Annotated in this window: 24 protein-coding genes; 8 read left to right on the top strand and 16 right to left on the bottom strand. The window is 66.4% G+C overall.

The annotated features are described in order from the left end of the window. Positions 1–72: 72 nt before the first annotated feature. The 10 genes from ACY65G_RS12360 to rsmB form a co-directional block, all read right to left on the bottom strand. Entirely contained in the window at positions 73–1,230 is a 1,158-nt protein-coding gene (locus tag ACY65G_RS12360) for an ABC transporter permease (protein WP_464997658.1), read from the bottom strand. Positions 1,231–1,240: 10 nt separating this feature from the next. Beyond that, positions 1,241–2,182, bottom strand: a complete 942-nt coding sequence (locus ACY65G_RS12355) for an ABC transporter ATP-binding protein (protein ID WP_464997657.1) — start codon at positions 2,180–2,182, stop codon at positions 1,241–1,243. A 4-nt stretch (positions 2,183–2,186) separates the two neighbouring features. After that, positions 2,187–3,479, bottom strand: a complete 1,293-nt coding sequence (locus tag ACY65G_RS12350; RefSeq protein WP_464997656.1) for an EAL and HDOD domain-containing protein — start codon at positions 3,477–3,479, stop codon at positions 2,187–2,189. A gap of 25 nt (positions 3,480–3,504) precedes the next feature. Then, positions 3,505–4,311: a class II glutamine amidotransferase gene (locus tag ACY65G_RS12345; protein ID WP_464997655.1), complete on the bottom strand. Its 807-nt coding sequence runs from the start codon at positions 4,309–4,311 to the stop codon at positions 3,505–3,507. A 96-nt stretch (positions 4,312–4,407) separates the two neighbouring features. Further along, on the bottom strand, positions 4,408–4,665 hold the full coding sequence (locus ACY65G_RS12340) for a BTH_I0359 family protein (RefSeq protein WP_130186215.1): 258 nt from the start codon (positions 4,663–4,665) through the stop codon (positions 4,408–4,410). Positions 4,666–4,776: 111 nt separating this feature from the next. Then, positions 4,777–5,058 carry a GTPase gene (locus ACY65G_RS12335; RefSeq protein WP_464997654.1) on the bottom strand — a complete coding sequence of 94 codons (282 nt, stop codon included), beginning with the start codon at positions 5,056–5,058 and terminating at the stop codon, positions 4,777–4,779. Between the two features lie 127 nt (positions 5,059–5,185). Continuing rightward, a complete protein-coding gene (locus tag ACY65G_RS12330) occupies positions 5,186–5,908 on the bottom strand; it encodes a response regulator (protein ID WP_464997653.1) in 723 nt (240 codons plus the stop codon). An 81-nt stretch (positions 5,909–5,989) separates the two neighbouring features. Beyond that, positions 5,990–8,287, bottom strand: coding sequence for a sensor histidine kinase (locus tag ACY65G_RS12325; protein WP_464997652.1), 2,298 nt, complete (start codon positions 8,285–8,287; stop codon positions 5,990–5,992). Beyond that, a complete protein-coding gene (locus tag ACY65G_RS12320) occupies positions 8,288–8,818 on the bottom strand; it encodes a DUF4390 domain-containing protein (protein WP_464998020.1) in 531 nt (176 codons plus the stop codon). Between the two features lie 231 nt (positions 8,819–9,049). Further along, positions 9,050–10,726, bottom strand: coding sequence for a 16S rRNA (cytosine(967)-C(5))-methyltransferase RsmB (gene rsmB, locus ACY65G_RS12315; protein ID WP_464997651.1), 1,677 nt, complete (start codon positions 10,724–10,726; stop codon positions 9,050–9,052). Between the two features lie 177 nt (positions 10,727–10,903). Between rsmB and argS the strand changes: the two genes are divergently transcribed. The 7 genes from argS to ACY65G_RS12280 are packed head-to-tail and all read left to right on the top strand — an operon-like array spanning position 10,904 to position 17,098. Continuing rightward, complete coding sequence (gene argS / locus ACY65G_RS12310; RefSeq protein WP_464997650.1) at positions 10,904–12,616, top strand: arginine--tRNA ligase; 1,713 nt, start codon at positions 10,904–10,906, stop codon at positions 12,614–12,616. 25 nt (positions 12,617–12,641) lie between these two features. Then, positions 12,642–13,322 (top strand): SPOR domain-containing protein, encoded by a 681-nt coding sequence (locus tag ACY65G_RS12305; RefSeq protein ID WP_464997649.1) that lies wholly within the window; start codon positions 12,642–12,644, stop codon positions 13,320–13,322. A 10-nt stretch (positions 13,323–13,332) separates the two neighbouring features. After that, on the top strand, positions 13,333–14,016 hold the full coding sequence (locus tag ACY65G_RS12300) for a thiol:disulfide interchange protein DsbA/DsbL (protein WP_464997648.1): 684 nt from the start codon (positions 13,333–13,335) through the stop codon (positions 14,014–14,016). Further along, a complete protein-coding gene (locus ACY65G_RS12295) occupies positions 14,016–14,810 on the top strand; it encodes an SDR family oxidoreductase (protein WP_464997647.1) in 795 nt (264 codons plus the stop codon). The genes ACY65G_RS12300 and ACY65G_RS12295 overlap by 1 nt, the downstream gene beginning before the upstream one ends. Further along, entirely contained in the window at positions 14,807–15,604 is a 798-nt protein-coding gene (locus ACY65G_RS12290; protein ID WP_464997646.1) for a biotin--[acetyl-CoA-carboxylase] ligase, read from the top strand. Before ACY65G_RS12295 ends, ACY65G_RS12290 begins: the two co-directional genes overlap by 4 nt. Continuing rightward, the gene (locus ACY65G_RS12285; protein WP_464997645.1) at positions 15,601–16,407 is read left to right on the top strand and encodes a type III pantothenate kinase; all 807 of its coding nucleotides are present in this window, start codon (positions 15,601–15,603) and stop codon (positions 16,405–16,407) included. The genes ACY65G_RS12290 and ACY65G_RS12285 overlap by 4 nt, the downstream gene beginning before the upstream one ends. Beyond that, a complete protein-coding gene (locus tag ACY65G_RS12280) occupies positions 16,394–17,098 on the top strand; it encodes an SPOR domain-containing protein (RefSeq protein WP_464997644.1) in 705 nt (234 codons plus the stop codon). Before ACY65G_RS12285 ends, ACY65G_RS12280 begins: the two co-directional genes overlap by 14 nt. A 7-nt stretch (positions 17,099–17,105) precedes the next feature. On the opposite strand, the gene ACY65G_RS12275 is transcribed toward ACY65G_RS12280, so the two are convergent. From ACY65G_RS12275 to ACY65G_RS12250, 6 genes are all read right to left on the bottom strand, one after another. Then, positions 17,106–18,143 (bottom strand): septal ring lytic transglycosylase RlpA family protein, encoded by a 1,038-nt coding sequence (locus ACY65G_RS12275; RefSeq protein WP_464997643.1) that lies wholly within the window; start codon positions 18,141–18,143, stop codon positions 17,106–17,108. Further along, positions 18,143–19,258 (bottom strand): rod shape-determining protein RodA, encoded by a 1,116-nt coding sequence (gene rodA, locus ACY65G_RS12270; RefSeq protein WP_464997642.1) that lies wholly within the window; start codon positions 19,256–19,258, stop codon positions 18,143–18,145. The genes ACY65G_RS12275 and rodA overlap by 1 nt, the downstream gene beginning before the upstream one ends. A 1-nt stretch (position 19,259) precedes the next feature. Continuing rightward, positions 19,260–21,458, bottom strand: coding sequence for a penicillin-binding protein 2 (gene mrdA / locus ACY65G_RS12265; protein ID WP_464997641.1), 2,199 nt, complete (start codon positions 21,456–21,458; stop codon positions 19,260–19,262). A gap of 17 nt (positions 21,459–21,475) precedes the next feature. Then, the gene (gene mreD / locus ACY65G_RS12260; protein ID WP_464997640.1) at positions 21,476–21,988 is read right to left on the bottom strand and encodes a rod shape-determining protein MreD; all 513 of its coding nucleotides are present in this window, start codon (positions 21,986–21,988) and stop codon (positions 21,476–21,478) included. Next, positions 21,985–23,100, bottom strand: coding sequence for a rod shape-determining protein MreC (gene mreC, locus ACY65G_RS12255; RefSeq protein WP_464997639.1), 1,116 nt, complete (start codon positions 23,098–23,100; stop codon positions 21,985–21,987). Before mreC ends, mreD begins: the two co-directional genes overlap by 4 nt. Before the next feature lie 148 nt (positions 23,101–23,248). After that, positions 23,249–24,292, bottom strand: coding sequence for a rod shape-determining protein (locus ACY65G_RS12250; RefSeq protein WP_050409489.1), 1,044 nt, complete (start codon positions 24,290–24,292; stop codon positions 23,249–23,251). Between the two features lie 366 nt (positions 24,293–24,658). Here ACY65G_RS12250 and gatC point away from each other — a divergent pair, with 366 nt between their 5' ends. Beyond that, positions 24,659–24,958, top strand: coding sequence for an Asp-tRNA(Asn)/Glu-tRNA(Gln) amidotransferase subunit GatC (gatC, locus tag ACY65G_RS12245; RefSeq protein WP_464997638.1), 300 nt, complete (start codon positions 24,659–24,661; stop codon positions 24,956–24,958). The last annotated feature ends 18 nt before the right edge of the window (positions 24,959–24,976 follow it).

The raw sequence follows: 24,976 nt of genomic DNA, 5'->3' as shown, positions 1-24,976 counted from the left end.
CCACAGGTCCGCTCATGTCGCCTGGCTGCGAACCTTGCAAGGCGACCGCACCGCTCCGCGGCGGCCGGCCCTTCAGGCTTCGCTGGCGCGGGCCTTGAACCGCCACGCGGCCACCAGGCCGAACAGCACGGCAAAGCCCAGCTGCACGCCGGCGCAGCGCAACGCCGCTTCCATGCCGAGGCCGCGCCACGTGACCGCGTCGAGGCCGTCGATCGCCCAGCGCGCCGGTACCATCAGCGAAGCCTGTTGCAGCCATTCGGGGAAGATGAACGACGGCACCCAGGCGCCGCCCAGCATCACGATCATCAGCGTGGCGAACGTGGCGATGCCGCGCGTCGCTTCCGGCGTGCGCCCCAGTGCGGCGACGAGGATGCCGAACGTGGCCGTCATCAGCGCGAAACCCAGCGTCACGAGCACGAAGCCGGCCGGGTTCGTGATCGTGACCCCGAAGAGCACCACCGCGCACAGGAAGATCGTCACCAGCAGCGCCGCCGCGATGATCGTGCCGGACAGCAGCCGCGACAGCAGTACCTGCCCTTGCGTGACGGGCGCGGCCAGCAGGCGGCTCCAGATGCCGGTGCGGCGCGCCGTCAGCAGGCCGATACCCCAGTCCACGCCCATGAACAGGATGAATTGCACGCCCATGCCGGCAAACGAATGGGCGTAGGCATCGTAGGCCGGGCCGGCGCTGACGGCCTGGTCGCGCATGGCGAACGGCGTGCCGGCGCCGGGCGGCAGGGCCGCTTCCGGGCCGGCCGCCTGCGCGAACATCCGCGCATTCAGGTGCTGCATCACATGGTGCATCAGCAGGCCTTTCACCATCGCCAGCACGGTCGCATGCGACGGATCGTACAGCAGCGGCAACTCCGGCACGCGCCCCGCCCCGGTCAGCGCACCGGCCGCCGCATCGCCGAACCCCGGCGGAATCACGATGGCCACCGTGACCTTGCCGGCGGCCACCCTGCCCCGCGCGTCGTCGAGCGGCAGCACCTGCACGCGCAGGTTCGGGTCGGCTTTCAAACTGGCCGCCACCTGCGTGGCCAGGCCTGACCGGTCCTGCTGCACGACGGCGATGTCGATCTTGCCCCCCTGCCCATTGCCCGTACCGCCGAACAGCGAGCCGAAGAACGCGGCCACGATGACCGGGACCAGCAGGTGGATCACCAGCGCGCGCCGGTCGTTGATGTAGAGGAGCAGGTCCTTGCGGATCAGGGCGAAAATGGCGGTCATGGTCGTCGTTTCAGTCGCGCAGCGAGCGGCCGGTGAGGTCGAGGAACACATCTTCGAGGCGGGCGCGCGCGGTGGCGAAGTGCACCGGCACCTGGCCCCGGTCGCGCAGCCAGTCGAGCACGGCGATCGCTTGGGTGCCGTCTTCGAGCCGCACGTCCCATGTCGCGCCTTCACCGAGCACGTTGGCAATACCCGGCAGCTGCGCGAGCCCGGCGGCAAGCTCGCCGGACAGCGGCGCCGCGAGTTCGACATGCAGCGCGGCGCGTGCCGGCAACTGCGCGTACAACGTTGCCGGGCTCGCGTCCGCCAGCACCTTGCCGTGGTCGATGATCACGATATGGTCGGCCAGCCGCTCCACTTCTTCCATGTAGTGGCTGGTATAGACGAGCGCCATGCCGCTGCCTTGCAGCGCCGCCAGCGTGTCGAAGATCGCGTTGCGGCTTTGCGGGTCGACACCGACCGTCGGCTCGTCGAGGATCAGCAGCGCGGGTTCGTGCAGCAGCGCCGCGGCGATGTTCAGGCGCCGCTTCATGCCGCCCGAAAAGGTCGATGGCTTGTCGCGCGCGCGGTCGGCCAGGCCCACGAGTTCGAGCACCGCCGCGCAGCGCCCCGCCAGCGCGGCGTTCCTCAGGCCGTACAGCGCGCCGAACAGCTTGAGGTTCTCGATGGCCGGCAGGTCCTCGTACAGCGCCAGGTCTTGCGGCACCAGCCCGATGTGGCGCCGCGTGCCATGGCGGCGCGTGCCCACGGCCTCGCCATCGAGCAGCACCGTGCCGGCGTCGGCATCGAGGATGCCCGAGATGATGCCGACGATCGTCGATTTGCCCGCGCCGTTCGGCCCCAGCAGGCCTACCGTCTGGCCGCGCCGCACGTGGAACGACACGCCGTCCACCGCGCGCCGCCGGCCGTAGGCCTTGGCCAGGTCACGCACATCCAGCAATACGTCCCGCATCGATTCAGATCGCGTAGCGCACCACGTTGTCGCTCCACTCGTAGGCCGACATTTCCAGTTCCACCAGTTCGTCGGTGGACATTTCCAGGTCGAGCAGCGCGGGCATGATCTCGTCTTCCATGTCTTCGATGCGCTCGATGCATTCGGCCAGCTTGAGCAGTTCGCCAAAGAAGCCGCTGCGGTACACCAGCGCCTCGGCCACTTCGTCGCTGACCGCGATCTGCGTCAGCAATTCGGCCATCGGGATCGAGAACAGCGTATCCATCAGCGACATGATGCCGACCGTGAAGGCGATATCGGCCACGTGACGGTGCGCCGGCCGCAGCTTGTGCGCCAGCAGTTCCAGCAACCGGCCGCGCGTGGTGGCCAGCATCAGCAGCGGGGTCTGGGTGCCGCCGCGCTTGCCCGGCTCCGCATACAGCATGATCTGCAGCCAGCGCTGCAGCTGGCGGCGGCCGAGGATCGTCACGGCCTGGCTCAGCGAATCGATGCGCTGGCGCGCGCCCACCGCCGGCGTGTTCACGAGGCGCAGCAGGTTCATCGCCAGCGACGCGTCGCGCTTGATCGCCCGTTCGATCTCGATATTGTCGGCATCCGACACCACCAGCGTCATCAGTTCCATCACGGCCAGCTGCGACGGCGACAGTTTCTTGCCGCTCATGATGACGGGCCTGGCGAAATAATAGCCCTGGAAGTAGTCGAACCCCAGGTTCAGGCAGGCCGCGAATTCCTCGCGCGTTTCCACCTTCTCGGCAACGAGCTGCTTGCCGTCGCCCTTCAGCCGGCGCGCCAGCGGCGCCAGCTGGTCGGGCCGGGATTCGTCTTTCGTGCCACGCATGCTGAGCTTGATGAACTGCGTCATCGGCAACATGGCCTGCAGCTGGGCGCTGTCGCTGCGCACGTCGTCGAGTGCGAACTGGAAACCATGGCTGGCCAGGTCGGCCATCCGCGCCAGCACGGCGGGCGTGGCTTGCAGGGTCTCGACGATTTCCAGCACGATTTTTTCCCGCGGCAGGAAACCGAAGATGTCGCTGTTCAATGCCTGCTCGTCGATGTTGATGAAGCCCAGGCCGTCGCCAATCACCTTTTCCACGCCCAGCTGGGAGGCATGGGCGATCACGGCCGCGGTGGCGGACAGTTCGCTCGTGTCGATTTGCGCCGGCCCGACCGGGCCATTCCGGAACAGCAGTTCGTAGCCGAACAGTGCGCCGGCGCGGTCGAGGATGGGCTGGCGGCCGAGGTAGAATTCGCGCACGCGCAGGGAGCGGGACAGGTTGGAGCCGGACAGGTCGATCATGGGAAAACGTTCTCTCTATTTTTAATTATTCTGACATTCCCGACGCGGCTCTTGGTGGAAATATGTTTTTCTGAGGTAATCCGTCCACAAAACACAGCATTTCACCTGCCGCGCACGCTGTCCAGCGCTCGTTCGTCGTCAACGGCTGCGTCACGATGATCGCCACGCGGTCGTGCGGCGTGGTCACTTGCGAGAAGTCCACCCGCACGTCCTCGTCGGACAAGATCGCCGTTTCGAACGGGTGCTGGCGCACGAGCCAGTACAGGTTGGTGGAACAATGGGAAAACAGTGCCGAACCATCGGAGAGCATCATGTTGAAGGTGCCGTGGGCGGCGATGCGTGGCGCCAGTTCGCCGAGCGCCGCGCCGAGATCGGCCAGCGCGGGGCGTGTGTCGCCGAACCGGCCGCGCAATTCCTGCAACAGCCAGCAGAACGCGCGTTCGCTGTCGGTGGTGCCCACGGGCCGGTAGGGGCCATCCAGTGCGGGATTGAAGTCCTTCAGGTCGCCGTTATGGGCGAATACCCAGTAGCGGCCCCACAGTTCGCGCATGAACGGATGGCAGTTTTCGAGCGCTACCTCGCCCTGCGTGGCCTTGCGGATGTGGGCGATGACGTTGCGGGATTTGATCGGATAGGTCTTGATCAGCGTGGCCACCGGCGAATCCACGGCCGGCTGGTGATCGACGAAATGGCGCACGCCGGCGCCTTCGAAGAATGCGATGCCCCAGCCATCGTGGTGGACATCGGTGCGGCCGCCGCGCAGGGCGAAACCGGTAAAGCTGAACACAATGTCGGTCGGCACATTGCAGTTCATTCCCAGGAGTTGGCACATGGTATGACGTGGTAAGGTATTGCCGACCGTCACCTTACCACAAGGTGCGCCACTGGAAGATCCGGGCGCGCGGATCGTGTGTGGATCAGTGCCGGATCAATGCAACAGTACGGGCTGGCTCATCAGCGAATCGTAATTGCCGAGGAATTCGTCGATTTCCTCCATCGTGGGTTCATTGGCAATGAGCTGGTTGACGTCGCGCCGGAAGTTTTGCGCCAGTACGCCGGCAATGAAGATTTCACGCTTGCCGCCCTTGTCGACGATTTCGTAGCCACCGAAGCGCAAGGATTCGAGATCGCGATCCGGTCCGAACTCGACGACGCTGTACTGCTCGCTGTTGTAGATGAGGTTCATATCGCTTCCTTCTCTCAAGGACGAAACCGGCGGGTTCCGTATTGTTGGGCTTTCCATTTCACTTTCGAGGTGGGGCTGTGGCAGCCCATTTCAAGAGGCGAGCCGGCGAACTCAGGAAGCGAGAGCGGGTGCCGCGACATCGTCGCAGAGGGACAGCAGCGTATCGTAGGGCGGCGCCGACAACATCGCGCGCAACTGTCCGACATGGGTGGCATCAGCCAGGCTGATAAAGAGCTGCGCCGGCGGGCGCCGCAAGAGACGATTCAATGTAACACGCAACACCACGTTACCGGCGCAGCATAGGCAGCCGGGAGCGATGCGGTGCAATTGCACGTGCGGATGATCGGCAAGCGGGGAATGCGGGTCGGCCAGGCCCTCGATGATGGCGGCCACCGCAGGTGTCGAAACTGAAGCCGGAGCGGCTGCAAGGCCTGGTGCGGACAGGCGCGCCGCGATCGCGGTTTCGCGATCGACAGCGCGCTGGCCGGTCACCAGCGTGGTGAAGACTGGGGACCGCAAATCAGACTTGCTGGTTTTTCTTGGCGAGCTTGCCCGGCTCCACGCCCAGCTGCTTCAGCTTGCGGTACAGGTGGGTGCGTTCCAGGCCCGTTTTCTCGGCCACGCGCGTCATGCTGCCGCCTTCGCGCCCGAGGTGGTGTTCGAAGTACATGCGCTCGAACGCATCGCGCGCTTCGCGCAGCGGCAGGTCGAACGACAGGCTGAACATGTGCCCCTCGCCACCGCCGCCACGCGCCACGGCGATGCCGTGCGCCCCTTGGGGCGGCGCCGGCTGCACGCCGAAGCTGGGCGGCGCCGCTTCCTCGACGGGCGGCAGGGCCGCGGGCCGCTGCGCCATCACGGGCGCGCGCACCACTTCCTGGCCGCGCGCCAGGCCCGCCTGCACGGCCTTCAGCAACTTCTGCATTGCAATCGGCTTCTCCAGGAAATTGAGCGCGCCGATACGGGTGGCCTCGACCGCGGTATCGATCGTCGCGTGGCCGGACATCATAATCACCGGCATCGTGAGCAGGCCGTCGCGCTGCCATTCCTTCAACAGCGTGACGCCGTCCGTGTCCGGCATCCAGATGTCGAGCAGGACCAGATCGGGCGCCCCGGCCGCGCGGGCCTGGCGCGCCTGCTGCGCGTTTTCCGCCAGCGTTACCGCATGCCCTTCGTCCCCGAGGATTTCCGAGAGCAGCTCCCGGATACCCATTTCATCATCAACTACGAGAATGTTTGCCATCTATCCCTGCCCTTCTTTTCTTTTTCGCCGGTTGTCCGGCGTTGTGCTGGTCGTGACAACGATTTTATGTGTCCTTCAATATTATGCCAACTGCACCGGTGCCAACTTTAACAGCAAAATCAGTACCGAAGCGCCACAACCGTCCGGATGGTTCTGGATGTCGATCCGCCCGCCGTGCTCGTCGATGATCTTTTTCACCATGGCCAGCCCCAGGCCGGTGCCGCGCGCTTTCGACGTCACGTACGGCTCGAACGCGCGGGCCAGGATTTTCGGCGCGAAGCCGGGCCCATTGTCGGAGATCGACAGGCGCACCGCGATCCGCGTGCCGCCGTCCGCGCTCTGGTAGTGGATCGCTTCGGTAGTCACGTCCACGCGCGGTTCGCGTTTCCCCGCCGCCCCTTCGGGCAGGTCGGCCAGCGCATCCTGGGCGTTCTGCAACAGGTTATGGATCACCTGCCGCAACTGCGTCTGGTCGCCCATGACCATCGGCAGGTAGGGCGCCAGGTGCGAGCGGATGATGTCGTTGCCGTCGCCTGCCACGTACAGGTGCAGGATCTCCTCCACCAGTTCGTTCAGGTCGAGCGGCGTGAGCTGGGCCGGTGGCGTGCGTGCATAGTCGCGGAAGTCGTCGACCATGCGCTTCATCGCCGCTACCTGGTTGACGATCGTGCCGGCGCTCTTGTTCAGCAATTCCACGTCGGCCGGGGCCAGCTTGCTCTCGAGCTTCATCTGCAGCCGTTCGGCCGACAGCTGGATCGGCGTCAGCGGGTTCTTGATCTCGTGGGCCAGCCGGCGCGCCACCTCGCCCCAGGCGATCGAACGCTGGGCCGAGATCACGTCGGTGATGTCGTCGAACACCACGATGTAGCCGCCGCCACCGCCTTCGAGCGGCAGGCGCGACCCGCGCGTCAGCAGGATCAGGTCATTGTCGTCGGGGTTGCTGGCCAAGCGCGGGATCTCGATCTGGCGCTGCCAGTGCAGGCGCTGCACATTGCGGCCGGCGGCCGACTGGGCGCTCTGGGCGGAAAACGCGGCGATCACGGCACCGGCGAATTCATGCATGCCGTCCACGTCGGCCAGCGGCTTGCCGATCAGCGTCACGCCGGCCTTCTGCAGGATCCGTTCGACCGAATCGTTGCAGGTGACGAGCCGGAATTCGCTGTCCAGCACCATCACGCCGGCCGACATGTTGGCCAGCACCGATTCCAGGTGGGCTTTCGCATTCTGCAGCGCGATGCGGTTGCGCTCGACCGCGCTGCGCGCCTCGGAAAGCTGGCGCGTCATCGTGTTGAAACTCTGGGTCAGCGTGCCCAGTTCGTCGGAGCTGGCGACGATGGGGCGCGGCGACAGGTCGCCCTCGGCAACGGCGCGGGTGCCTTCGGCCAGCAGCAGCAGCGGTTGCGCCAGGTCGTTCGCGATCAGGAACGCCGCGGCGATCGCGCCGAACACGGCCAGCAGCAGGGTCAGGGTCAGCGTCTCGATGTACATCCGGCGCAGGCTGTTGCGGGCGACGTAGCGCTCCTTGTATTCGCTGTAGGCGGTGCGCAGCATCTCGCCGTCGTTGGCCAGTTGCGGCGAAACGGCCTGGATGACCTGCAGGTAGCGCGGCGCCAGCCGCCCACCGGAAGGCTGCACCGGGTCCGGCACCGGCATCAGCACGCGCAGGCGCAGCACGTTGTTGGGGTCGGGTGCGGTAGCGGCCGCGCGCTCGTCGCGCGCTTCGCTGCCGCCTTCGGGCACCGCGTACGGCGGCTCTTCCTGCGCCTTGGCCATCATCGCGGCGGTGGGCAGGTCGCCAGCCAGGTTGATACGGCGTTCGCCGACGGCCGACACGATCAGGCCACCCTCGGCATCGACGACGATCGCGCTCTGCACGCGCGGATGTTCCTTGACGAAGCGCGCCAGCGCCGAGGGAGCGGCATAGAACGGCAGCGAGGCAAGTTCCTGGGCCGTCTTGTCCGCCTCCCCCTTGAGCTCCGCCAGCGACGCGTCGAGCGCCGAGCGGCCCAGGTCCAGGCCGGCCTCCAGCGCTTCTTCGACGCGCACGTTGAACCACGATTCGATCGAATGCGACACGAACTGCACGGACACGAGGAAGATCACGAGCCCCGGCAGCACGCCGATGGCGGCGAACAGCATCACCAGCCGCGTCATCAGGCGCGAGCCGAATTTGCCGCTCTTGTAACGGGAATAGAGGCGGAACAGGGAAACGCCGACCAGCAGCAGCAACGCCACGGCGACCGCGGCATTCAGGCCCAGCAGCCAGGAATAATAGCGGTCGAAGAATCCGGAACTGTCGGAAGCGGACGCCAGCAGGAACAGCAGGATGCTGCACACGGCGCCTGCAACGACAAACAGATACCGCAAGGTCTGGTTCACTTACTCCGCCCTGTACTGGAAGGTTCTCTTTTGCGAAGCCAGGTTCCAGTCGCGATTGTTGAAGGCATTGAGCTGGATCGGCTTGGGCAGGTAGTCGCGGTCCATGCCCATGCTGAGGGTAACGTTATAGATTTCGCCGACCTTCAGCGCCCCGCGCGGGGCCACTACCCAGCGCGTGGGGCGCCGGATGAAAAACAGGGCATCTTCCAGGGAATCGAAATTCTGCCGCACGCTGCCCTCGATGCGGACGTGGTACTGGCGCGTCAGCACGTCGTACCACAGCTTGTGGGTGCGCTTGGCGGTCACGGCCTTCTCGTCGAACCAGTACCAGCGCGGCCGCGTAAACGTGATCTGCGTGGCGAAGTTCAGCGCAACGCCGTATTGCAGCGCGTCTTCCAGGCCATGGTTCAGGTCGAACGAGTACGCGGCGGACAGGCGATAGCCCTCTTCCGCCGCTTCGATGTAGGCACGGGTGATTTCGACGGTTCCTTCGGCAGCGCGCGCCGCCTGCGGCAGGGCGCAGGCCAGCATCAGCAGCATTTGCCAGCAGAGGAATCGAACGAATCGGGGGATCACTTGCGCTTGGGTTGGTACTAAGTTGGTTAGGGCCGAAAACAGGGGCTAACAAGCCGGGAGCCACGCCGGAAGCCATGCCGGGGCCAATGAGCCAGGCCGGAAAGCCTGGACTGGCCGGAAATTCCACGCGCCGCCGGAACCATGCATCCCTTCGAACCAAGCCCCTTCGAGCCATGCCTCTTCGAACTATGCATCCTTCTGGAACAACGCGTAAAACAGTCCATCGTGATCCTGTTCGGCCCCGCCCGCGGGCAGCAGCTGACCGGGCGCATCGAGTCGCGTGGCGCGATTGCGCATCGCGAAAGCGGCCGCCTGCGCCTCGGATTCCTGCGGCCACAACGAACATGTCACGAACAGCAATTTACCATTGGGCCGCAGCATCTGCCAAAGATTGTCGAGAATTTGCGCTGAAAGTGTTGCAAGTTGGAGCGTATCGCCCTTGCGGCGCAGCCAGCGGATGTCCGGATGGCGGCGCACGATACCCGAGGCCGTGCACGGCACGTCGGCAAGGATACGGTCGAACGGCTGGCCATCCCACCAGTCGCGGGCCTGGGCCCCGGCCGCCTGCAGCGTGGCCGACAGTTGCAGCCGGTCGAGGTTTTCGCGCACGCGCGCCAGCCGCTGCGGGTCGACGTCCAGCGCCGTGAGGTCGGCATCGGCCAGCTCCAGGATGTGGCCGGTCTTGCCGCCTGGCGCGGCGCATGCATCCAGCACGCGCATGCCGTCCTGAACATCGAGCAGTTGCGCGGCAAGCTGGGCACCGGCATCCTGCACCGATACCAGGCCGGCATCGAACCCGGGAATCAGGTGCACGCCCATCGGCTTGTCGAGGCGTACCGCGTGTTCGCCGAGCCGGCGCGCACCGATGCCGGCCTGTTCCAGTAACTGCAGGTAAGCATCGACAGTGCCCTTGCGGGTATTCACGCGCAGCGTCAGCGGCGGCGCCGCGTTGCCGGCCGCGAGCACCTGTTCCCATTCCTGCGGATAGGCGGTGATGGCGGCATCGATCCACCATTGCGGGTAATTCCAGCGCGCCGTCGGCTGCTGCAGCACATCGGCCAGCAACGCCTCACGTTCGCGCAGGAAGCGGCGCAGCAGCGCATTGACCATGCCTTTCGCGCGCGCCGTATCGGGGTGCGAACCGGCCGCGGTCACGGCCTGGTCGACGACGGTGAAGGCTTCGTAGGGCGCCGGGCCGTCTTCGCCCGCCCCCATCAGCGGCAGCGCGGCGGCCAGCAGCGCGCCCACCAGCGGATCGGGTGCCTTTGGCGCCATCGCGGCCACCAGCGCATCGCTGCGGCCAAGCTGGCGCATCGCGCGGTAGGCCACGTCCTGGATGGCACCGCGCGCTTGCGGCGTGGTGGCCGGATTGGCGAACACGCCCGCCAGCGCCTGCGGCAGCGCCATGCCGCCGCGCACCTGCACCACGGCGGTGGCCGCGCCCAGCAGCGCGAAGGCCAGCGAATCGGACTTCAGCTCGGCCTGGAATTCCGTTTGCAGCCGGGGTTTCAGGTCGCGGTGGTGGCTGGCCCGTGGGCCGGGCGGCGCTTCGGGCCGGGGCCGCGGCGACTCGGCCGGACGCGGTGCCGCCTTGCGCTCCGCTCCCCTGGCGCGGGTACCTTCCCAGGGACTCGATGCAGGGCGCTGCTGAGCCGCGGGCGTGGCTGGCGCAGCGGGTGCGGCGGGCTTTGCGGCTTGCGCTGGCGCCGGCTTCACGGCCGGCTTTGCAACGGGCTTTCCGGCCGGCTTTGCAGCCGGCTTCGCAGTCGCGGCGGCGTTGGCCGGTGCCGGTTTGCGGGCGGCCGGCTTCCTGGTGGCCGGGGCTGGCTTGCTCTTCAGCGACAGCGTCGGGCGCTTGTTCATAACGTTCTTTCGTGGTGCTCTGTCAAGGGCAGGATTGTAGCAGTGCCGCGCACTGTGGGACGCTACTTGTCATTTATCAAAGGGGAACGCAAACCGGTATAATGTCCGATCTTCGAGACGCGTTCTGCGCGTTTTTTACACCGATTTACTTCCGTCCAGATCCGACCGAATCCGCCCATGCTCGCCCAACAAAAACAACAGATCGCCGCCCTGTTCCAGGCCGCCCTCGCCCCCCTGCTGGAAGGCACTTCCGTGACCGCCAACGTGGTGCTCGAGCGCCCGCGCGACCCGGCGCATGGCGACGTTGCCTGCAACATCGCCATGCAGCTGGCGAAGCAGCTGAAAATGAACCCGCGCGAACTGGCCACGAAGATCGTTGCCGCGCTGCTGGAAAATCCCGATGGCAAGGAGCTGGTCGCCTCGGCGGACATCGCCGGCCCCGGCTTCATCAACCTGCGCGTGGCCGACGCCGCCAAGCAGGCCGTCGTCAGGACCGTGCTGGCGCAAGGCGCCGCCTATGGCCGCGGCGAAGCAGGCGCCGGCAAGAGCGTGATCATCGAATTCGTGTCGGCCAACCCGACCGGCCCGCTGCACGTGGGCCACGGCCGCCAGGCGGCGCTGGGCGATGCCCTGTCGTCGCTGTTCGAGGCGCAGGGCTTCGGCGTGACGCGCGAGTTCTATTACAACGACGCCGGCGTGCAGATCCACACGCTGGCCACCTCCACGCAGGCGCGTGCCCGCGGCCTGAAACCGGGCGACGCCGGCTGGCCCGAATCGGCCTACAACGGCGACTACATTGCCGACATCGCCGCCGATTTTCTGGCGAAGAAAACCGTGTCCGCCAGCGATGGCGCGCCGGTCACCGGTTCCGGCGACGTGGAAGACCTGGAATCGATCCGCGCGTTTGCCGTCACCTACCTGCGCAACGAGCAGGATATCGACCTGCAGGCATTCGGCGTGAAGTTCGACAATTACTACCTGGAGTCGTCGCTGTACAAGGACGGCAAGGTGGAGGCGGCGGTCGGCGCCCTGGTGGCGAACGGCCACACGTACGAGGACGGCGGCGCGCTGTGGCTGCGCACCACCGACTACGGCGACGACAAGGACCGCGTGATGCGCAAGACCGACGGCACCTTCACCTACTTCGTCCCGGACGTGGCCTACCACATCGTCAAGTTCCAGCGCGGCTTCACGCAGGCGATCAACGTGCAGGGTTCCGACCACCACGGCACCATCGCGCGCGTGCGCGCCGGCCTGCAGGCGGTGGGCATGGGCATCCCGCAGGGCTATCCCGACTACGTGCTGCACAAGATGGTCACCGTGATGAAGGATGGCGCCGAGGTGAAGATCTCCAAGCGCGCCGGTTCCTATGTCACGGTGCGCGACCTGATCGAATGGTCCGGCGGCGGCGACATCGCCAAGGGCCGCGATGCGGTGCGCTTCTTCCTCATCTCGCGCAAGGCCGATACGGAATTCGTGTTCGACGTGGACGTGGCACTGAAGACTTCCGACGAGAACCCGGTGTATTACGTGCAGTACGCGCACGCTCGCATCTGCTCCGCGCTGGCCAACTGGGGCGGCGACGAGGCGCAGCTGGCCGGCGTCGACCTGTCGCTGCTCACGGCGCCGCACGAGGCGAGCCTGCTGGCCAAGCTGGCGGAGTATCCGGAAATGCTGCAGCGCGCCCAGACCGAACTGGGCCCGCACCAGGTGGCGTTCTACCTGCGCGACCTGGCCGGCGAGCTGCACAGCTATTACTTCGCCCATAAATGGCTGCTCGATGACGACGAGGCATTGAAGCTGGCCCGCCTGGCGCTGGCGGTGGCCACGCGCCAGGTACTGCGCAACGGCCTTGCACTGATCGGCGTTTCCGCGCCGGAGAAAATGTAATCGTTCTGAAAGGACTTCCCGCATAATGAGTTTCCGCTCTTCCCCCCTGCTGCGCACGCGCCAGCAGGGCAGCACGCTGGTCGGTATCATCATCGGCCTGGTCATCGGCCTCGTCATCGCAGTGATCGTGGCGCTGATGATCACCAAGGGGCAGTCCCCGTTCACCGAACGCACGGCACGCGCGAACAAGCCGGCCGAATCGTCCGGCCAGATCGCCGATCCGAACAAGCCGATGTACGGCAACCGCGAATCGGCGCGCAACGCCAACCGCGACTTCGAACGCGAGCAGAAACAGCCGCAGGCGGCGCCCGCACCGGCGCCGGCCGCCGATCCGCTGCAGGCCGTGGTCGACCGGATCCAGAACGGCGGCGAGCCGAAGGCCGGCACGCCGGCCGCACCGGTGCCGCCCAACACGGCCGCGCCACCGACGCAATCAGCCGCCCCGGCACCCTCCCCGGCAGGCGAGGACAAGTGGGTGTATTACCTGCAGGCCGGCGCCTACCGCGAAACGAGCGATGCCGAAGCCGTGCGCGCCAAGCTGGCGCTGCTGGGCTTCGAGGCGTCCGTTACCGACCGCACCACCGATTCAGGCGTACTGCACCGCGTGCGTGTCGGCCCGTTCACGCAGGTCGAGACGATGAACAAGGTGCGCAGCAAGCTGTCCGAGAACGGCGTCGATGTCGCCGTCGTCCGCAACCAGAAATGATGGAGCCCCGATGCGCTTATTGAAGCAGACCTTGAAGCAGATCCTGTCCGCGGGCGCGCTCGCATTCTTCGCCGCCGGCGTGGCTGCCTCGCCGGCCGCGCCGAAGGAAGGCGCCGAGTACAAGGCCCTGTCGACGCCGCAGCCGACCGACAGCGGCAAGAAGGTCGAAGTGATCGAGTTCTTCGCCTACTGGTGCCCGCATTGCCACACGTTCGACCCGATCCTGTCGGCCTGGGTGAAGAAGCAGGGCGACAACATCGTCTTCAAGCGCGTGCACGTGCCTTACAACGAGCGCCTGGCGCCGCAACAGAAGCTGTACTACGCCCTCGAATCGCTCGGCCTGGCGGACGCGCTGCAGCCGAAGGTGCTGGCAGCGCTGCACGGCGGCAGCCAGAACTTCACCCGCGACGAGGAAGTCTTCGACTGGGTGGCGAAGAATGGCGTCGACCGGCAGAAATTCATCGACACCTACCGCTCGTTCGGCGTGGCCGGCAAGGTGCGCCGCTCGGCCGCGCTGATGGAGAGCTACAAGGTCGAGTACTGGCCGCTGATCATCGTCGACGGCCGCTGGCAGGCATCGCCCAGCCTGACGGGCGAAGCCAACAAGAACCTCGATACCGAGGCCGCGCAGCAGCAGGCCACCACGCAGGTGCTCGACTTCCTCGTCGCGAAGGCGAAGGCCGAGAAGAAGTAATGGCCGGCGCAGTGGCCAGGGCCGGCCTGCGCGTGTTCATCACGGGCGCTTCCAGCGGCATCGGCGCCGCCCTCGCCGCCCGGTACGCGGCGCAAGGGGCCACCCTCGGCCTGTTCGCCCGCCGCGAGCCGGTATTGCGCGAACAGGCCGCATCCCTCCCCTTTCCCGAAAAGCACAGCATCCATGCCGGCGACGTCTGCGACCATGCGGCGCTCGCCGCCGCGGCACGCGACTTCATCGCGCACGCCGGCGGCATCGACATCGTGATCGCCAGTGCCGGCATTTCGCACGGCACGCTGACCGAGGTGCCGGAAGACCTGCCGGTGTTCGAAGCGATCATCGCCACCAACGTTACCGCCACGGTGGCCACGTTCGCGCCGTTCATCGAGACGATGCGCGAACAGGGCCACGGCACGCTTGTCGGCATCGCCAGTGTGGCCGGCGTGCGCGGCCTGCCGGGCGGCGGCGCCTACAGCGCCTCGAAAGCGGCAGTCGTCACGTATTGCGAAGCGCTGCGGCTGGAGATGCGCCGGCACGGCATCCGCGTGGTGACGATCGCGCCGGGCTACATCGACACGCCCATGACGCAACAGAACAAGTACCACATGCCTTTCCTGATGACGCCGGAACGCTTCGCCGCCAGCGCGGTGCGGGCAATTGCCGGCGGCGTGCGCTACCGCGTGATCCCGTGGCAGATGGGCGTGGTGGCCAGGCTGCTGCGCTGGCTGCCGGACGCGCTGTATGATCTGGCCTTTGCCCGCGCGCCGCGCAAGGCGCGCAAATCCGCACCATGATCCATTCCACTTCCCCTCTGGACGCCGACAAGATCAGCGCACGCTGCGCCAGCAGCGCATCCCGCGTGGCCATCGAAGCGGTGCCGGAAACCGGTTCCACCAATGCCGACCTGCTGGCCCGCCTGCCGGCCGGCGAACTTTCCACGCCCGTGCTGCGGATCGCCGACATGCAGACGGCCGGCCGTGGCCGTGCCGGCCGCCCATGGCTGTCGGCACCCGGCGCATCGCTGACGTTTTCGCTGGCGTGGCCGTTCAAGGGACCGCTGCAGCAGCTGGCCGGGCTGCCGCTGGCGGTGGGCGTGGCGCTGGCCGAAACGGTGGCATCGCTGGACGTGCCGGTGCAGCTGAAATGGCCGAACGACCTGATGAAGGATGGCGCCAAGCTGGCCGGCATCCTCGTCGAGACGGGTACCGCGCCCGATGGCACGCTGTGGGCCGTGATCGGCTGCGGCATGAACCTCGTCATGCCCGACGACATGGAGGCGGCCATCGGCCGCGCCGTGTCGTCGGCGCCGTGGCTGGCGCGGATGGACCGCAATGCCCTGGTGGCGCTGCTGCTGTCGCGCCTGGCCGCCGTGCTGGCGGAGTTCGACGACACGGGTTTTGCGCCGTTCCGCGACCGGTGGAATGCGCTGCAGGCATGGCGCGGCGAGCCCGTCAATATCCTGGACCAGGGCAACGTCATCCAGCAAGGGATCGCCGCCGGCGTCGACGAAGCCGGCCGGCTGCTGCTCGATACGCCGGGCGGCCGCGTGGCCGTGCTGTCCGGCGACGTGTCGCTGAGGCTGGCATGATGGCGCCATCGACAGTGGACATGGGCGCGCAACCTGCCGGCACCTGGCTGCTGGTCGATGCCGGCAATACCCGCGTCAAGTGGGCGCTGGCCGATGCCGGGGCGCCGCTGGGCCAGTGGCGCGTGCAGGGCGCGATGGCGCATGGCCTGCTCGACACTTTGACCGCCGAGTGGCAGGCGGCGGGCATCGTGCCGGCACGGGTGCTGGCGGCCAACGTGGCCGGTGGCGGCGTGCGCGCCGCGATCGAAGGCGCGCTGCGCGTTTGCGCGCCGGCAGCGTCGGTGGAATGGTTCGCCGCCGTGCCATCGCGCGCAGGCATCGTCAACGGCTATGCCAGCCCCGCGCAGCTGGGCTGCGACCGCTTTGCCGCCGCGATCGGCGTGCGTGCGCTGGTACCTGGCCGCCCGGTGGTGATTGCCAATTGCGGCACGGCGACGACCGTAGATGCCGTGTCGGCGGACGGCAGGTTCATCGGCGGCATGATCCTGCCGGGGCTGCGGCTGATGTCCGGCGCGCTGGCGCGCAACACGGCGCAACTGCCCCAGATCGATGCGGGCACGGCGTTGCCGCCGACGTTCGCGGACAACACGCACGATGCGATCCTGTCGGGCTGCCTGGCCGCCCAGGCCGGTGCCATCGAGCGTGCCGTGGCGGCGCTCGGCGATGCCGCATGTATCATCTCCGGGGGAGCCGCTCCCCTGATCGCCCCGGCGCTGACCGTGCCGGTCCGCCACGTGGACAATATCGTGATGCTCGGCCTGCACGCGGCGCTGCTGGCCGGCGAAATGGATGAAACATGCTGAGTTTGCCATGCTGAAGTTCTGCTTTTTCGCACTGCTGGCCGCGAACGTGGCGCTGTTCGCCGTCGGCCAGGGCCTGGTGGGGGACGTGGCCGAAGGCGAACGGGAACCCGCTCGCCTGGAAAAACAGCTCAATGCCAGGGCATTGAAAGTAATTCCGCCCGCGCAGGCCAGCGTCGCCGCCGCGCTGGCCGCCCCGCCCGGCCCGCCGCCGAAGGATGAAGCGGTGGCCGTGGCCTGCATCGAAGCCGGCAACTTCGTGCTGGCCGACGCGCGTCGCTTCGAGGCCGAGCTGGCAGCACTGGAACTGGGCGACCGCCAGTCGCGCCGCAACGTGCAGGGCCAGGATGTGTCGGGCTACGTGGTCAACATTCCGCCGTTCGCCAACCGGGAAGCGGCCAACCGCAAGGCCGCCGAACTGCGCGCGAAGGGCGTCGAGAACTTCTACATCATCCCCGACGGCCAGCCGATGAAGCTGGCCATCTCGCTGGGCGTGTTCAAGCAGGAAGCAGCCGCGCAAACGCAACTCGCGGCACTGGTCAAGCAGGGCGTCACCGGCGCCCGCATCAGCCCGCGCTATGCCCCGTCGAAGCAGCTCGTCTTCCAGTTCCGCGACATCGGCGCCACCACCCGCGCACGGCTCGAGCAGATCGTCGCGCGCTTCAAGGAACAGCAGCTGCGCAAGTGCCAATGAAAAATTGTCAGTTCACTTCGCGCTGCACGATCAGTGGCTTGAGCTGCAGTGCGGTGGGCAGGCGGGCGGCGGCGGCGGCGGCTTCTTCGCGGGAGCCGTACGGGCCGCCGTACACGCGGTACAGCGAGCCGGCCTGCACCACGGCGAAGTCGCTGCCGCGGGTGGCGCCGGCGAGCCGTTCGCGCATCCGGGCGGCGCTGTTTTCCCTGGCATAGGCGCCCAGCTGCAGGTAGTAGCCACTGGACGAAGGCGCCAACGTGTCCGGCGCGGTATCGCGCGACAGGATGAAGCCTTCCAGCTCGTCCGGCCCCGCGTTTGCCAGCAGCGGCGCGCCCGGCTCCAGCGCGCTGACAGGCACGCCCTCGACGGCCGCGATGACGACGCCGGCCTTGCGTGCAGCCACCATCCGATCGATCTCGTCCGGCATGATGCGCGTGACTTCCAGCTCGCTGCTGCCATTGACCAGCAGGCCCAGTTTCAACGCCGCCGTGTAGGAAACGTCGATCACGCGCGACGACTTGAACGGCCCGCGGTCGTTCACCCGCACCACGACCGACTTGCCTGTCGACAGGTTCGTCACCCGCGCATACGAGGGAATCGGCAAGGTCGGATGCGCGGCCGACATCTTGTACATGTCATACAGTTCGCCGGACGACGTGCGCTGCCCGTGGAACTTCTTGCCATACCAGGTGCCCATGCCACGCACCGTATAGGGTTTGTCGTTCGGGATCGGCTCGTACGTGGTGCCGAACACGGTATAGGGGCGGTTCGAGCGTGGCAGCAGCGGATCGTTGCGCACTTCGGCATCGGGGGTCTGCAGCAGGTTCGGCGGCGGGTTCTCGCCCGGGCCGTCGTCCTTGTAGTAGCCGCCCCGGCCGGAACCGGCCGGCGGCAGCACCGGCACGCCGGCTTCGCGCTGCTTCGGCTTGACCTTGGGGGCTCCCGGCAAGTGGCTGACGACCTCGGGACCGCCGCAGCCGGCCAGCGCCAGCAGCGCCGCCAGCAGCGTGCACGTGCCGGCATTGAACAAGGACCGGCGCGCCATCAGGTCTGCACCAGCTTGCGGTGGCGCTGCACGCTCATCAGGATCCCCGACACGATCCCCAGTGTCAGCAAGGCGGTGCCGCCATAGCTCATGAACGGCAGCGGCACGCCCACCACGGGCAGGATGCCGCTCACCATTCCCATGTTCACAAAGGCATAAGTAAAGAAAATCATCGTCATCGCTCCTGCCAGCAGGCGTGTGAAGAAATTGGGTGCGTTGGCAGCGATCATCATGCCACGGCCGATCAGCAACAGGTACAGCAGCAACAGGAACAGGTTGCCCGCCAGGCCGAACTCCTCCGAGTAGACGGAGAAGATGAAGTCGGTGGTGCGTTCGGGGATGAATTCCAGGTGCGTCTGCGTGCCCTTCGTCCACCCTTTCCCCGTGATGCCGCCCGAGCCGATCGCGATCGTCGACTGGATGATGTGGAACCCCTTGCCCAACGGATCGGCGGTGGGATCGATCAGTGTCATCACGCGTTCGCGCTGGTAATCGTGCATCATCGACCAGGCCACCGGCATGAAGCACGCGCCCGCCACTACCAGCGCGAGCATTGCGCGCCAGGGCAGGCCAGCCAGGTAGATCACCGCGAACCCGGCGGCCACCACCAGCAGCGAGGTGCCGAGGTCCGGCTGTCGCATCACCAGGCCCACGGGCACCATCAGCAGCAAGGCTCCCACCAGGTAGGAGTGCCAGCGCAGATGCCCCTGCTGGTTCTGGAAATACCAGGCCAGCATCAGCGGCACGGCGATCTTGGCCAGTTCGGATGGCTGGATGTCGATGAAGCCGATGTGCAGCCAGCGCCGCGCACCCAGCTTGATGGTGCCGAACAGCGCCACCGCGACCAGCAGCAGCACGGTCACCGTGTAAGCGGGCACTGCGATCCGCATCAGGTTCTGCGGCGAGATATTCGATGTGATCCACATGACGAGCACGCACATCGCGATATTGCGCAACTGGTCCTCGATCTTGCCTTCGATACCCAGGCTGGCCGAGAACAGCGTGATCAGGCTGGTCGTCAGCAGCAGCACGAGCAAGAGCAGCAGCGGCGGATCGAACACCGCCACATAGGGTTTCACGCGCCGCCACAGCGAGCGTCGTTCGTTGATGCGCATATTATTCCCTGTTCCTTGGCGGAATGGCCGGTGCCGCGCCTGGCGCCCCCGCGGCGGGCTGCGATGGCGCCGGTGAGGGCGCGCGGCCGGCAGGCGGAGCCGTCGTCGCCGGACGTACCGGCATCAGCCCCGGCCCGGGCGGCGTCGCGGCGGGCCGGCCAGCCGCATTCGGCGCCGCGCCGGCGACCGGTTGCGCCGGCGTTCCCGCTGGTGGCTGTGCACCAGCCTGGCCCGCCAGCTGCTCGCGTGCCAGCGCCGCCTCTTCCTCGGCGAGCGGGCCTTCGATGGGCTCGAACACTTCGGCATCTTCCTTCGGCACCTTGTCCGTGTTCTTCTCGGTCGGCCGTTTGCCGAGCATGTAGTAATCGAGCACCTTGCGGGCGATCGGCGCGGCCACGGCACCGCCGAAGCCGGCATTCTCCACCACCATGGCAAGCACGATGCGCGGCTTCTCCGCCGGCGCGAATGCGACGAACAGCGCGTTGTCGCGCAGGCGCTCGGCTAGCGTCTTGGCGTTGTACTTCTCGTTCTTGCGAATGCCCACGACCTGCGCGGTACCGGTCTTGCCGCCCACGGTATAGCCCACGCCGGCGAAAGCACGGGTAGCGGTGCCGCCCTGCTCGCTCACCACGCCCACCATCGCATCCTTGATGAGATCGATATTCTGCTGCTTCAGCGGAATGCGGTAGCTTTCCTTTGGGACCGTCAGCGTGCGGGTACGCGTGCCGCCATCCTCGACGATCTTGACGAGGTGCGGCTTCATCACGATGCCGTTGTTGGCCAGGTTCGCCACGGCATGCGCGATCTGCAGCGGCGTGTACGAGTTGTAGCCGGAGCCGTTCGAGACCGAAATCGTGTCGCCGCCCACCCACTTGCCCGCCCGTGGATTCTTTGCGTAGCGCGCCTGCTTCCATTGCTTCGACGGCAGCACGCCGGTCTTTTCGTTATCGAGGTCGATACCGGTCTTCTGGCCGAAACCGAACGGCTTCATGAAGTCGTGGATCATGTCGATCCCCATGTCGCGGCCCAACTGGTAGTAATACGTGTTGCACGACACCACGATCGACTTGCGCAAGTCCACCGTGCCATGGCCGCCCGGCACGTCGTCGCGAAATTTGTGGGTGCCGAGGTACATGTAGCCCGGATCGAAGATCGCCTGCGACGGCGTGCGCTTGCCCGTTTCCAGCGCAGCCAGCGCCATGAACGGCTTGAAGGTCGAACCCGGCGCATAGGTGCCGGACAGCGGCCGGTTCACCATCGGCCGGTCCAGCGACGTATTCAGTTCGTTCCAGCTCTGCGTGTCGATACCGTCCACGAACAGGTTCGGGTCATAGCCCGGCCGCGACACGTAGGCCAGCACGTCGCCGGTCGACGGTTCGATCGCCACCAGCGCGCCGCGCCATTCGCCGAAGGCTTCCTCGGCGATCTTCTGCAGCTCGATGTCGATCGACAGGATCAGGTTGCTGCCGGACGTGGGCGGCTTGCGCGACAGCGTGCGGATCGCGCGGCCGCCGGCGGACACTTCCACTTCCTCGTAGCCGGTGATGCCGTGCAGGTGCTTTTCGTAGCTCTTCTCCAGGCCTTCCTTGCCGATGTAGTCGGTGCCGTTGTAGTTGGCCGAGTCATCGCGCTCCTCGATCGCCTTGGCTTCACGCTGGTTGATGCGGCCGATATAGCCGATCACGTGCGAGGCGGTCTCGCCAAGCGGATAGTTGCGGAACAGGCGCGCCTGCACCTCGACGCCGGGGTAGCGGAAACGGTTCGCCGTGAAGCGCGCCACTTCCTCGTCGGAGAGCCGGGTGCGCAACGGAATGCTGGCGAAATTCTTCGACTCGTCCATCAGCTTCTTGAAGCGGCGGCGATCCTTCGGCGTCACTTCCACGATCAGGGCCAGGGAATCGATCATTTCCTCGAGCGGGATGCGCAGCTTCGACGGCGTGATCTCGAGCGTGTAGGCGGAATAGTTGCGCGCCAGGACCACACCGTTGCGGTCGAGGATCAGCCCCCGGTTCGGCTGGATCGGTACCACGGCGATCCGGTTGTCCTCGGCCTGCGCCATGTAGTCGCTGTGGCGGATCACCTGCAGCCATACCAGGCGGGCTAGCAGCAGCGCGAAGCAGATGAAGACGAGGGAGCCGAGCAGCGTCAGCCGCACCCTGAAAAGGTGCAGTTCGCGCTCGTTGTTCTTCAGCTCTGTCATGATTTGCTATCGGTGCATCAGATCGGACGGGTGTGGTCCTTGTCGACCGCGCGCCGCTGCGGCGCCAGCAGCAGCACCGTGATCAGGGGCCACAGCAGTGCCGACACGAAGCTTTCAACGAAATAGAACCAGCCGGGGAACTTGCCGGAGACAAGGAAGCGCACCAGCAACTGCACCGCCTGTGCCAGCAGCAGCAGCGGCAGCACATGCATCGCCTGGGTGCTGATGCGGAACCACAGCACGCGCCGGTGCATCATGATCGCGCAGTAGGACAGCAGCGTGTACGCCAGCGCGTTCTCGCCGAGCAGCGTGGCATCGTGCACGTCCATCAGCAGGCCCAGGCAGAACGCCGTGCCGATCCCCACCCGGCGCGGCTGGTGCACGCCCCAGAACACGAGCACCAGCGCCACGAAATCGGGCGCGGCGATGAACTGGCCCCACGGCATCAGGTTCAGCAGGAAGGCGGCGATCAGGCTGATCGCGATGAAGATGGGACTGACGGGCAGCAGGATGTACTGTGGACGGTTCATCGGGTCTCCCTCGGCGCTACGGGCGCGGGTGCTGTTGCGGGCGCGGTTGCACGTGGTGCCGGCACTGGCGTGGCGGCCGGCGTCGGCGCCAGCGGCTGCGGTGGCGCCGCGGGCCGCAGGCCGGGCCCGGCCGCGGGTGCCGCAGGTGCATTGGCGGCCGGGGCATTGGCCGCTGCATTGACAGGGACAGTACCGGCGGCGGCCGTGGCGGCCGGATCGGCCGCCTTTTTCTTCTTCACCGGCTTGCTCGTGTCTTCTTCCGGCGGCCGCGGCGGCAGCTCCGGCAGCGACATCAGGACCAGCAGCTGCGTGTTGCGCTCGATGCCGGCCAGCGGCTGGCACACCACGCGGCCGAACATGCCGTTGGCGGTGTTTTCCACCTGCGTCACACGCGCCACCGCCAGGCCCGCCGGATACACGCCATCGATGCCGGACGTGATCAGGATATCGCCCACCACCACGTCGGCATTGGGCGCCATGAAGCGCAGGTCGAGGTTGCCGGACTGGCCGCGGCCGTAGGCCACGCTGCGCAAGCCGTTGCGCAGCACCTGCACGGGAATCGCCTGCTCCTTGTCGGTCAGCAGCGTGACTTCGGACGTGAACGGGAACACGCGGGTGACCTGCCCCACCACGCCCTGGTTGTCGATCACCGGCAGCCCGGCCCGCACACCCTGCTGCGTGCCGCGGTTCAGGATCACCTTGCGGGTGAACACGTCGCGCGCGTCATAGAGGATTTCGGCCAGCATCGTCTTGCCCGGCACTTTTTCACGGGCTTCGAGCAGCTTGCGCAGCTGCGCATTCTCGGCTTGCGTGAGCTGCGCCTGCTGCAAGGTCTGCGCCATGGCGATCTGCTGCGTCTTCAGTTCGCGCACCTGCCGCTCCAGGCCGGACAGCGTGGAAAAATAGGTGCCCACGCCCACCAGCGCATCGCGCGGCAGCATCGCCACCACCTGCAGCGGGTACAGCACGGTACCGACCACCTGGCGCACGACGGTCAGCGCGCCCACGCGCGAATCGAACAACAGCAATGCGATCGAAATGCACGCGCAGATCATCATCTTGGCGCGCGCGGACGCCCCTTGCTTGAAGAGTGGCGGCGGACTGTATTCCATAGATCCTGAAAGGACGCGAGCGGCCGTGCGCAATGCACGGGCCGCCCTGGTATTTCCAACGCTATTGCTAACGCTATGACTAACGCTATCCTAACGCCTGGTTGCGATCACCTGCGACAGTGGACCGCGACCACGATCGTGGCAGCGATCACTCGTAGGAGAAGATCGACCCCAGCTGGTCCATGCGTTCCAGCGCCATGCCCGAACCGCGCACCACGCAGGTCAGCGGGTCTTCGGCCACCAGCACCGGCAGGCCCGTCTCTTCCATCAGCAGGCGATCCAGGTCGCGCAACAGCGCGCCGCCGCCCGTCAGCATCATGCCTTTTTCGGCGATGTCGGCACCGAGTTCCGGCGGCGTCTGTTCCAGCGCGTTCTTCACGGCGGACACGATATTGTTCAGCGGGTCGGTCAGCGCTTCGAGGATCTCGTTCGACGAGATCGTGAACGAACGCGGGATGCCTTCGGACAGGTTGCGGCCCTTGACTTCCATTTCCTTCACTTCCGAACCCGGGAACGCGGAGCCGATCGCTTTCTTGATCGCCTCGGCCGTCTGCTCGCCGATCAGCATGCCGTAGTTGCGGCGGATGTAGTTGACGATCGCTTCATCGAACTTGTCGCCGCCCACGCGCACCGACCCTTTATAGACCATCCCGCCCAGCGAGATGATGCCCACTTCGGTGGTGCCGCCGCCGATGTCGACCACCATCGAACCCGTGGCATCGGACACCGGCAGGCCGGCGCCGATCGCGGCGGCCATCGGTTCCTCGATCAGGTACACCTGCGAAGCACCGGCACCGAGTGCCGATTCGCGGATCGCGCGGCGCTCCACCTGGGTCGAACCGCACGGCACGCAGATGATGATGCGCGGCGACGGGCGGAAGAACTTCGAATCGTGCACCATGCGGATGAACTGCTTGAGCATCTGCTCGGTCACGGTGAAGTCGGCGATCACGCCATCCTTCATCGGGCGGATCGCTTCGATGTTGCCAGGCACCTTGCCCAGCATCTGCTTGGCTTCCTTGCCCACTGCCTGGATGGTCTTCTTGCCATTCGGGCCGCCTTCCTGGCGGATCGCCACCACGGAAGGCTCGTCGAGCACGATGCCCGAGCCGCGCACGTAAATGAGGGTATTTGCCGTGCCGAGGTCAATGGCCAGGTCGGACGAGATGTACCTGCGTAAAAAACCAAACATGAGTATCCTGTAGCGCTTGCCCGCGCGTGGGCAGTTAAAAGTAGCCAGTACTGCGTCGTCCAGTACTGCGTTGTCCTGTAATGCGTCGTGCTGTGGCCGGGCTTGCAAGCGGCTTGCAACTGAGCCCGCAACCGGGCTTGCAACCGGGTCCTGCCTTATATGGCGGCCACCGGGATGCCGGCAACGCATCAACCCGGCATTCTACCTTATAATTCACGGGCTATTTGCCCTGAATCCACTCAAATGTGCGGACCCCGAAGCCTGTGTTTATGCAGGTTTGCCGGGGTTTTAGGGCGAGATGACCGATGTTACAAAAGTCTTTTGAAATCCCCAGTTTCTAAATCCTGCGCTTCGCGCCCGAGAACCATGTCCCTGACAACGAACGACGTAAACCGCATCGCCAAGCTGGCGCAACTGGAAATGGACGAGCAGCATTCCGCGGCGATGCTGGACAAGCTGAACGGCATTTTCGCGCTGGCCGAGCAGATGCAGGCCGTGGATACCGACGGCGTGCCGCCGCTGGCGCACCCGCTGGCCGCGCACATGCAGGTCGCGTTGCGCCTGCGGGAAGACGTGCCGACGGAACCGAACCGCCGCGACGATTACCAGCAGGTGGCGCCGAAGACCGAGGACGGCCTGTACCTGGTGCCGAAGGTGATCGACTAACATTTCGCTGCAGACCCT

The sequence above is a fragment of the Pseudoduganella sp. jia 12 genome, assembly GCF_055502675.1.
Note: the sequence above shows the minus strand (reverse complement) of the source record. Positions and strands in the feature narration are given on the sequence as shown.

What these genes read in the sequence shown, in the direction of transcription:
- mreD (WP_464997640.1), bottom strand. Translation starts at nt 21,988, where the DNA reads ATGAACCGTCCACAGTACATCCTGCTGCCCGTCAGTCCCATCTTCATC.
- mreC (WP_464997639.1), bottom strand. Translation starts at nt 23,100, where the DNA reads ATGGAATACAGTCCGCCGCCACTCTTCAAGCAAGGGGCGTCCGCGCGC.
- ACY65G_RS12360 (WP_464997658.1), bottom strand. Translation starts at nt 1,230, where the DNA reads ATGACCGCCATTTTCGCCCTGATCCGCAAGGACCTGCTCCTCTACATC.
- ACY65G_RS12345 (WP_464997655.1), bottom strand. Translation starts at nt 4,311, where the DNA reads ATGTGCCAACTCCTGGGAATGAACTGCAATGTGCCGACCGACATTGTG.
- ACY65G_RS12275 (WP_464997643.1), bottom strand. Translation starts at nt 18,143, where the DNA reads ATGGCGCGCCGGTCCTTGTTCAATGCCGGCACGTGCACGCTGCTGGCG.
- ACY65G_RS12320 (WP_464998020.1), bottom strand. Translation starts at nt 8,818, where the DNA reads ATGCTGGCCTGCGCCCTGCCGCAGGCGGCGCGCGCTGCCGAAGGAACC.
- rsmB (WP_464997651.1), bottom strand. Translation starts at nt 10,726, where the DNA reads ATGAACAAGCGCCCGACGCTGTCGCTGAAGAGCAAGCCAGCCCCGGCC.
- ACY65G_RS12285 (WP_464997645.1), top strand. Translation starts at nt 15,601, where the DNA reads ATGATGGCGCCATCGACAGTGGACATGGGCGCGCAACCTGCCGGCACC.
- rodA (WP_464997642.1), bottom strand. Translation starts at nt 19,258, where the DNA reads ATGCGCATCAACGAACGACGCTCGCTGTGGCGGCGCGTGAAACCCTAT.
- ACY65G_RS12295 (WP_464997647.1), top strand. Translation starts at nt 14,016, where the DNA reads ATGGCCGGCGCAGTGGCCAGGGCCGGCCTGCGCGTGTTCATCACGGGC.
- gatC (WP_464997638.1), top strand. Translation starts at nt 24,659, where the DNA reads ATGTCCCTGACAACGAACGACGTAAACCGCATCGCCAAGCTGGCGCAA.
- ACY65G_RS12300 (WP_464997648.1), top strand. Translation starts at nt 13,333, where the DNA reads ATGCGCTTATTGAAGCAGACCTTGAAGCAGATCCTGTCCGCGGGCGCG.
- ACY65G_RS12280 (WP_464997644.1), top strand. Translation starts at nt 16,394, where the DNA reads ATGAAACATGCTGAGTTTGCCATGCTGAAGTTCTGCTTTTTCGCACTG.
- ACY65G_RS12350 (WP_464997656.1), bottom strand. Translation starts at nt 3,479, where the DNA reads ATGATCGACCTGTCCGGCTCCAACCTGTCCCGCTCCCTGCGCGTGCGC.
- argS (WP_464997650.1), top strand. Translation starts at nt 10,904, where the DNA reads ATGCTCGCCCAACAAAAACAACAGATCGCCGCCCTGTTCCAGGCCGCC.
- ACY65G_RS12305 (WP_464997649.1), top strand. Translation starts at nt 12,642, where the DNA reads ATGAGTTTCCGCTCTTCCCCCCTGCTGCGCACGCGCCAGCAGGGCAGC.
- ACY65G_RS12290 (WP_464997646.1), top strand. Translation starts at nt 14,807, where the DNA reads ATGATCCATTCCACTTCCCCTCTGGACGCCGACAAGATCAGCGCACGC.
- ACY65G_RS12340 (WP_130186215.1), bottom strand. Translation starts at nt 4,665, where the DNA reads ATGAACCTCATCTACAACAGCGAGCAGTACAGCGTCGTCGAGTTCGGA.
- mrdA (WP_464997641.1), bottom strand. Translation starts at nt 21,458, where the DNA reads ATGACAGAGCTGAAGAACAACGAGCGCGAACTGCACCTTTTCAGGGTG.
- ACY65G_RS12330 (WP_464997653.1), bottom strand. Translation starts at nt 5,908, where the DNA reads ATGGCAAACATTCTCGTAGTTGATGATGAAATGGGTATCCGGGAGCTG.
- ACY65G_RS12355 (WP_464997657.1), bottom strand. Translation starts at nt 2,182, where the DNA reads ATGCGGGACGTATTGCTGGATGTGCGTGACCTGGCCAAGGCCTACGGC.
- ACY65G_RS12250 (WP_050409489.1), bottom strand. Translation starts at nt 24,292, where the DNA reads ATGTTTGGTTTTTTACGCAGGTACATCTCGTCCGACCTGGCCATTGAC.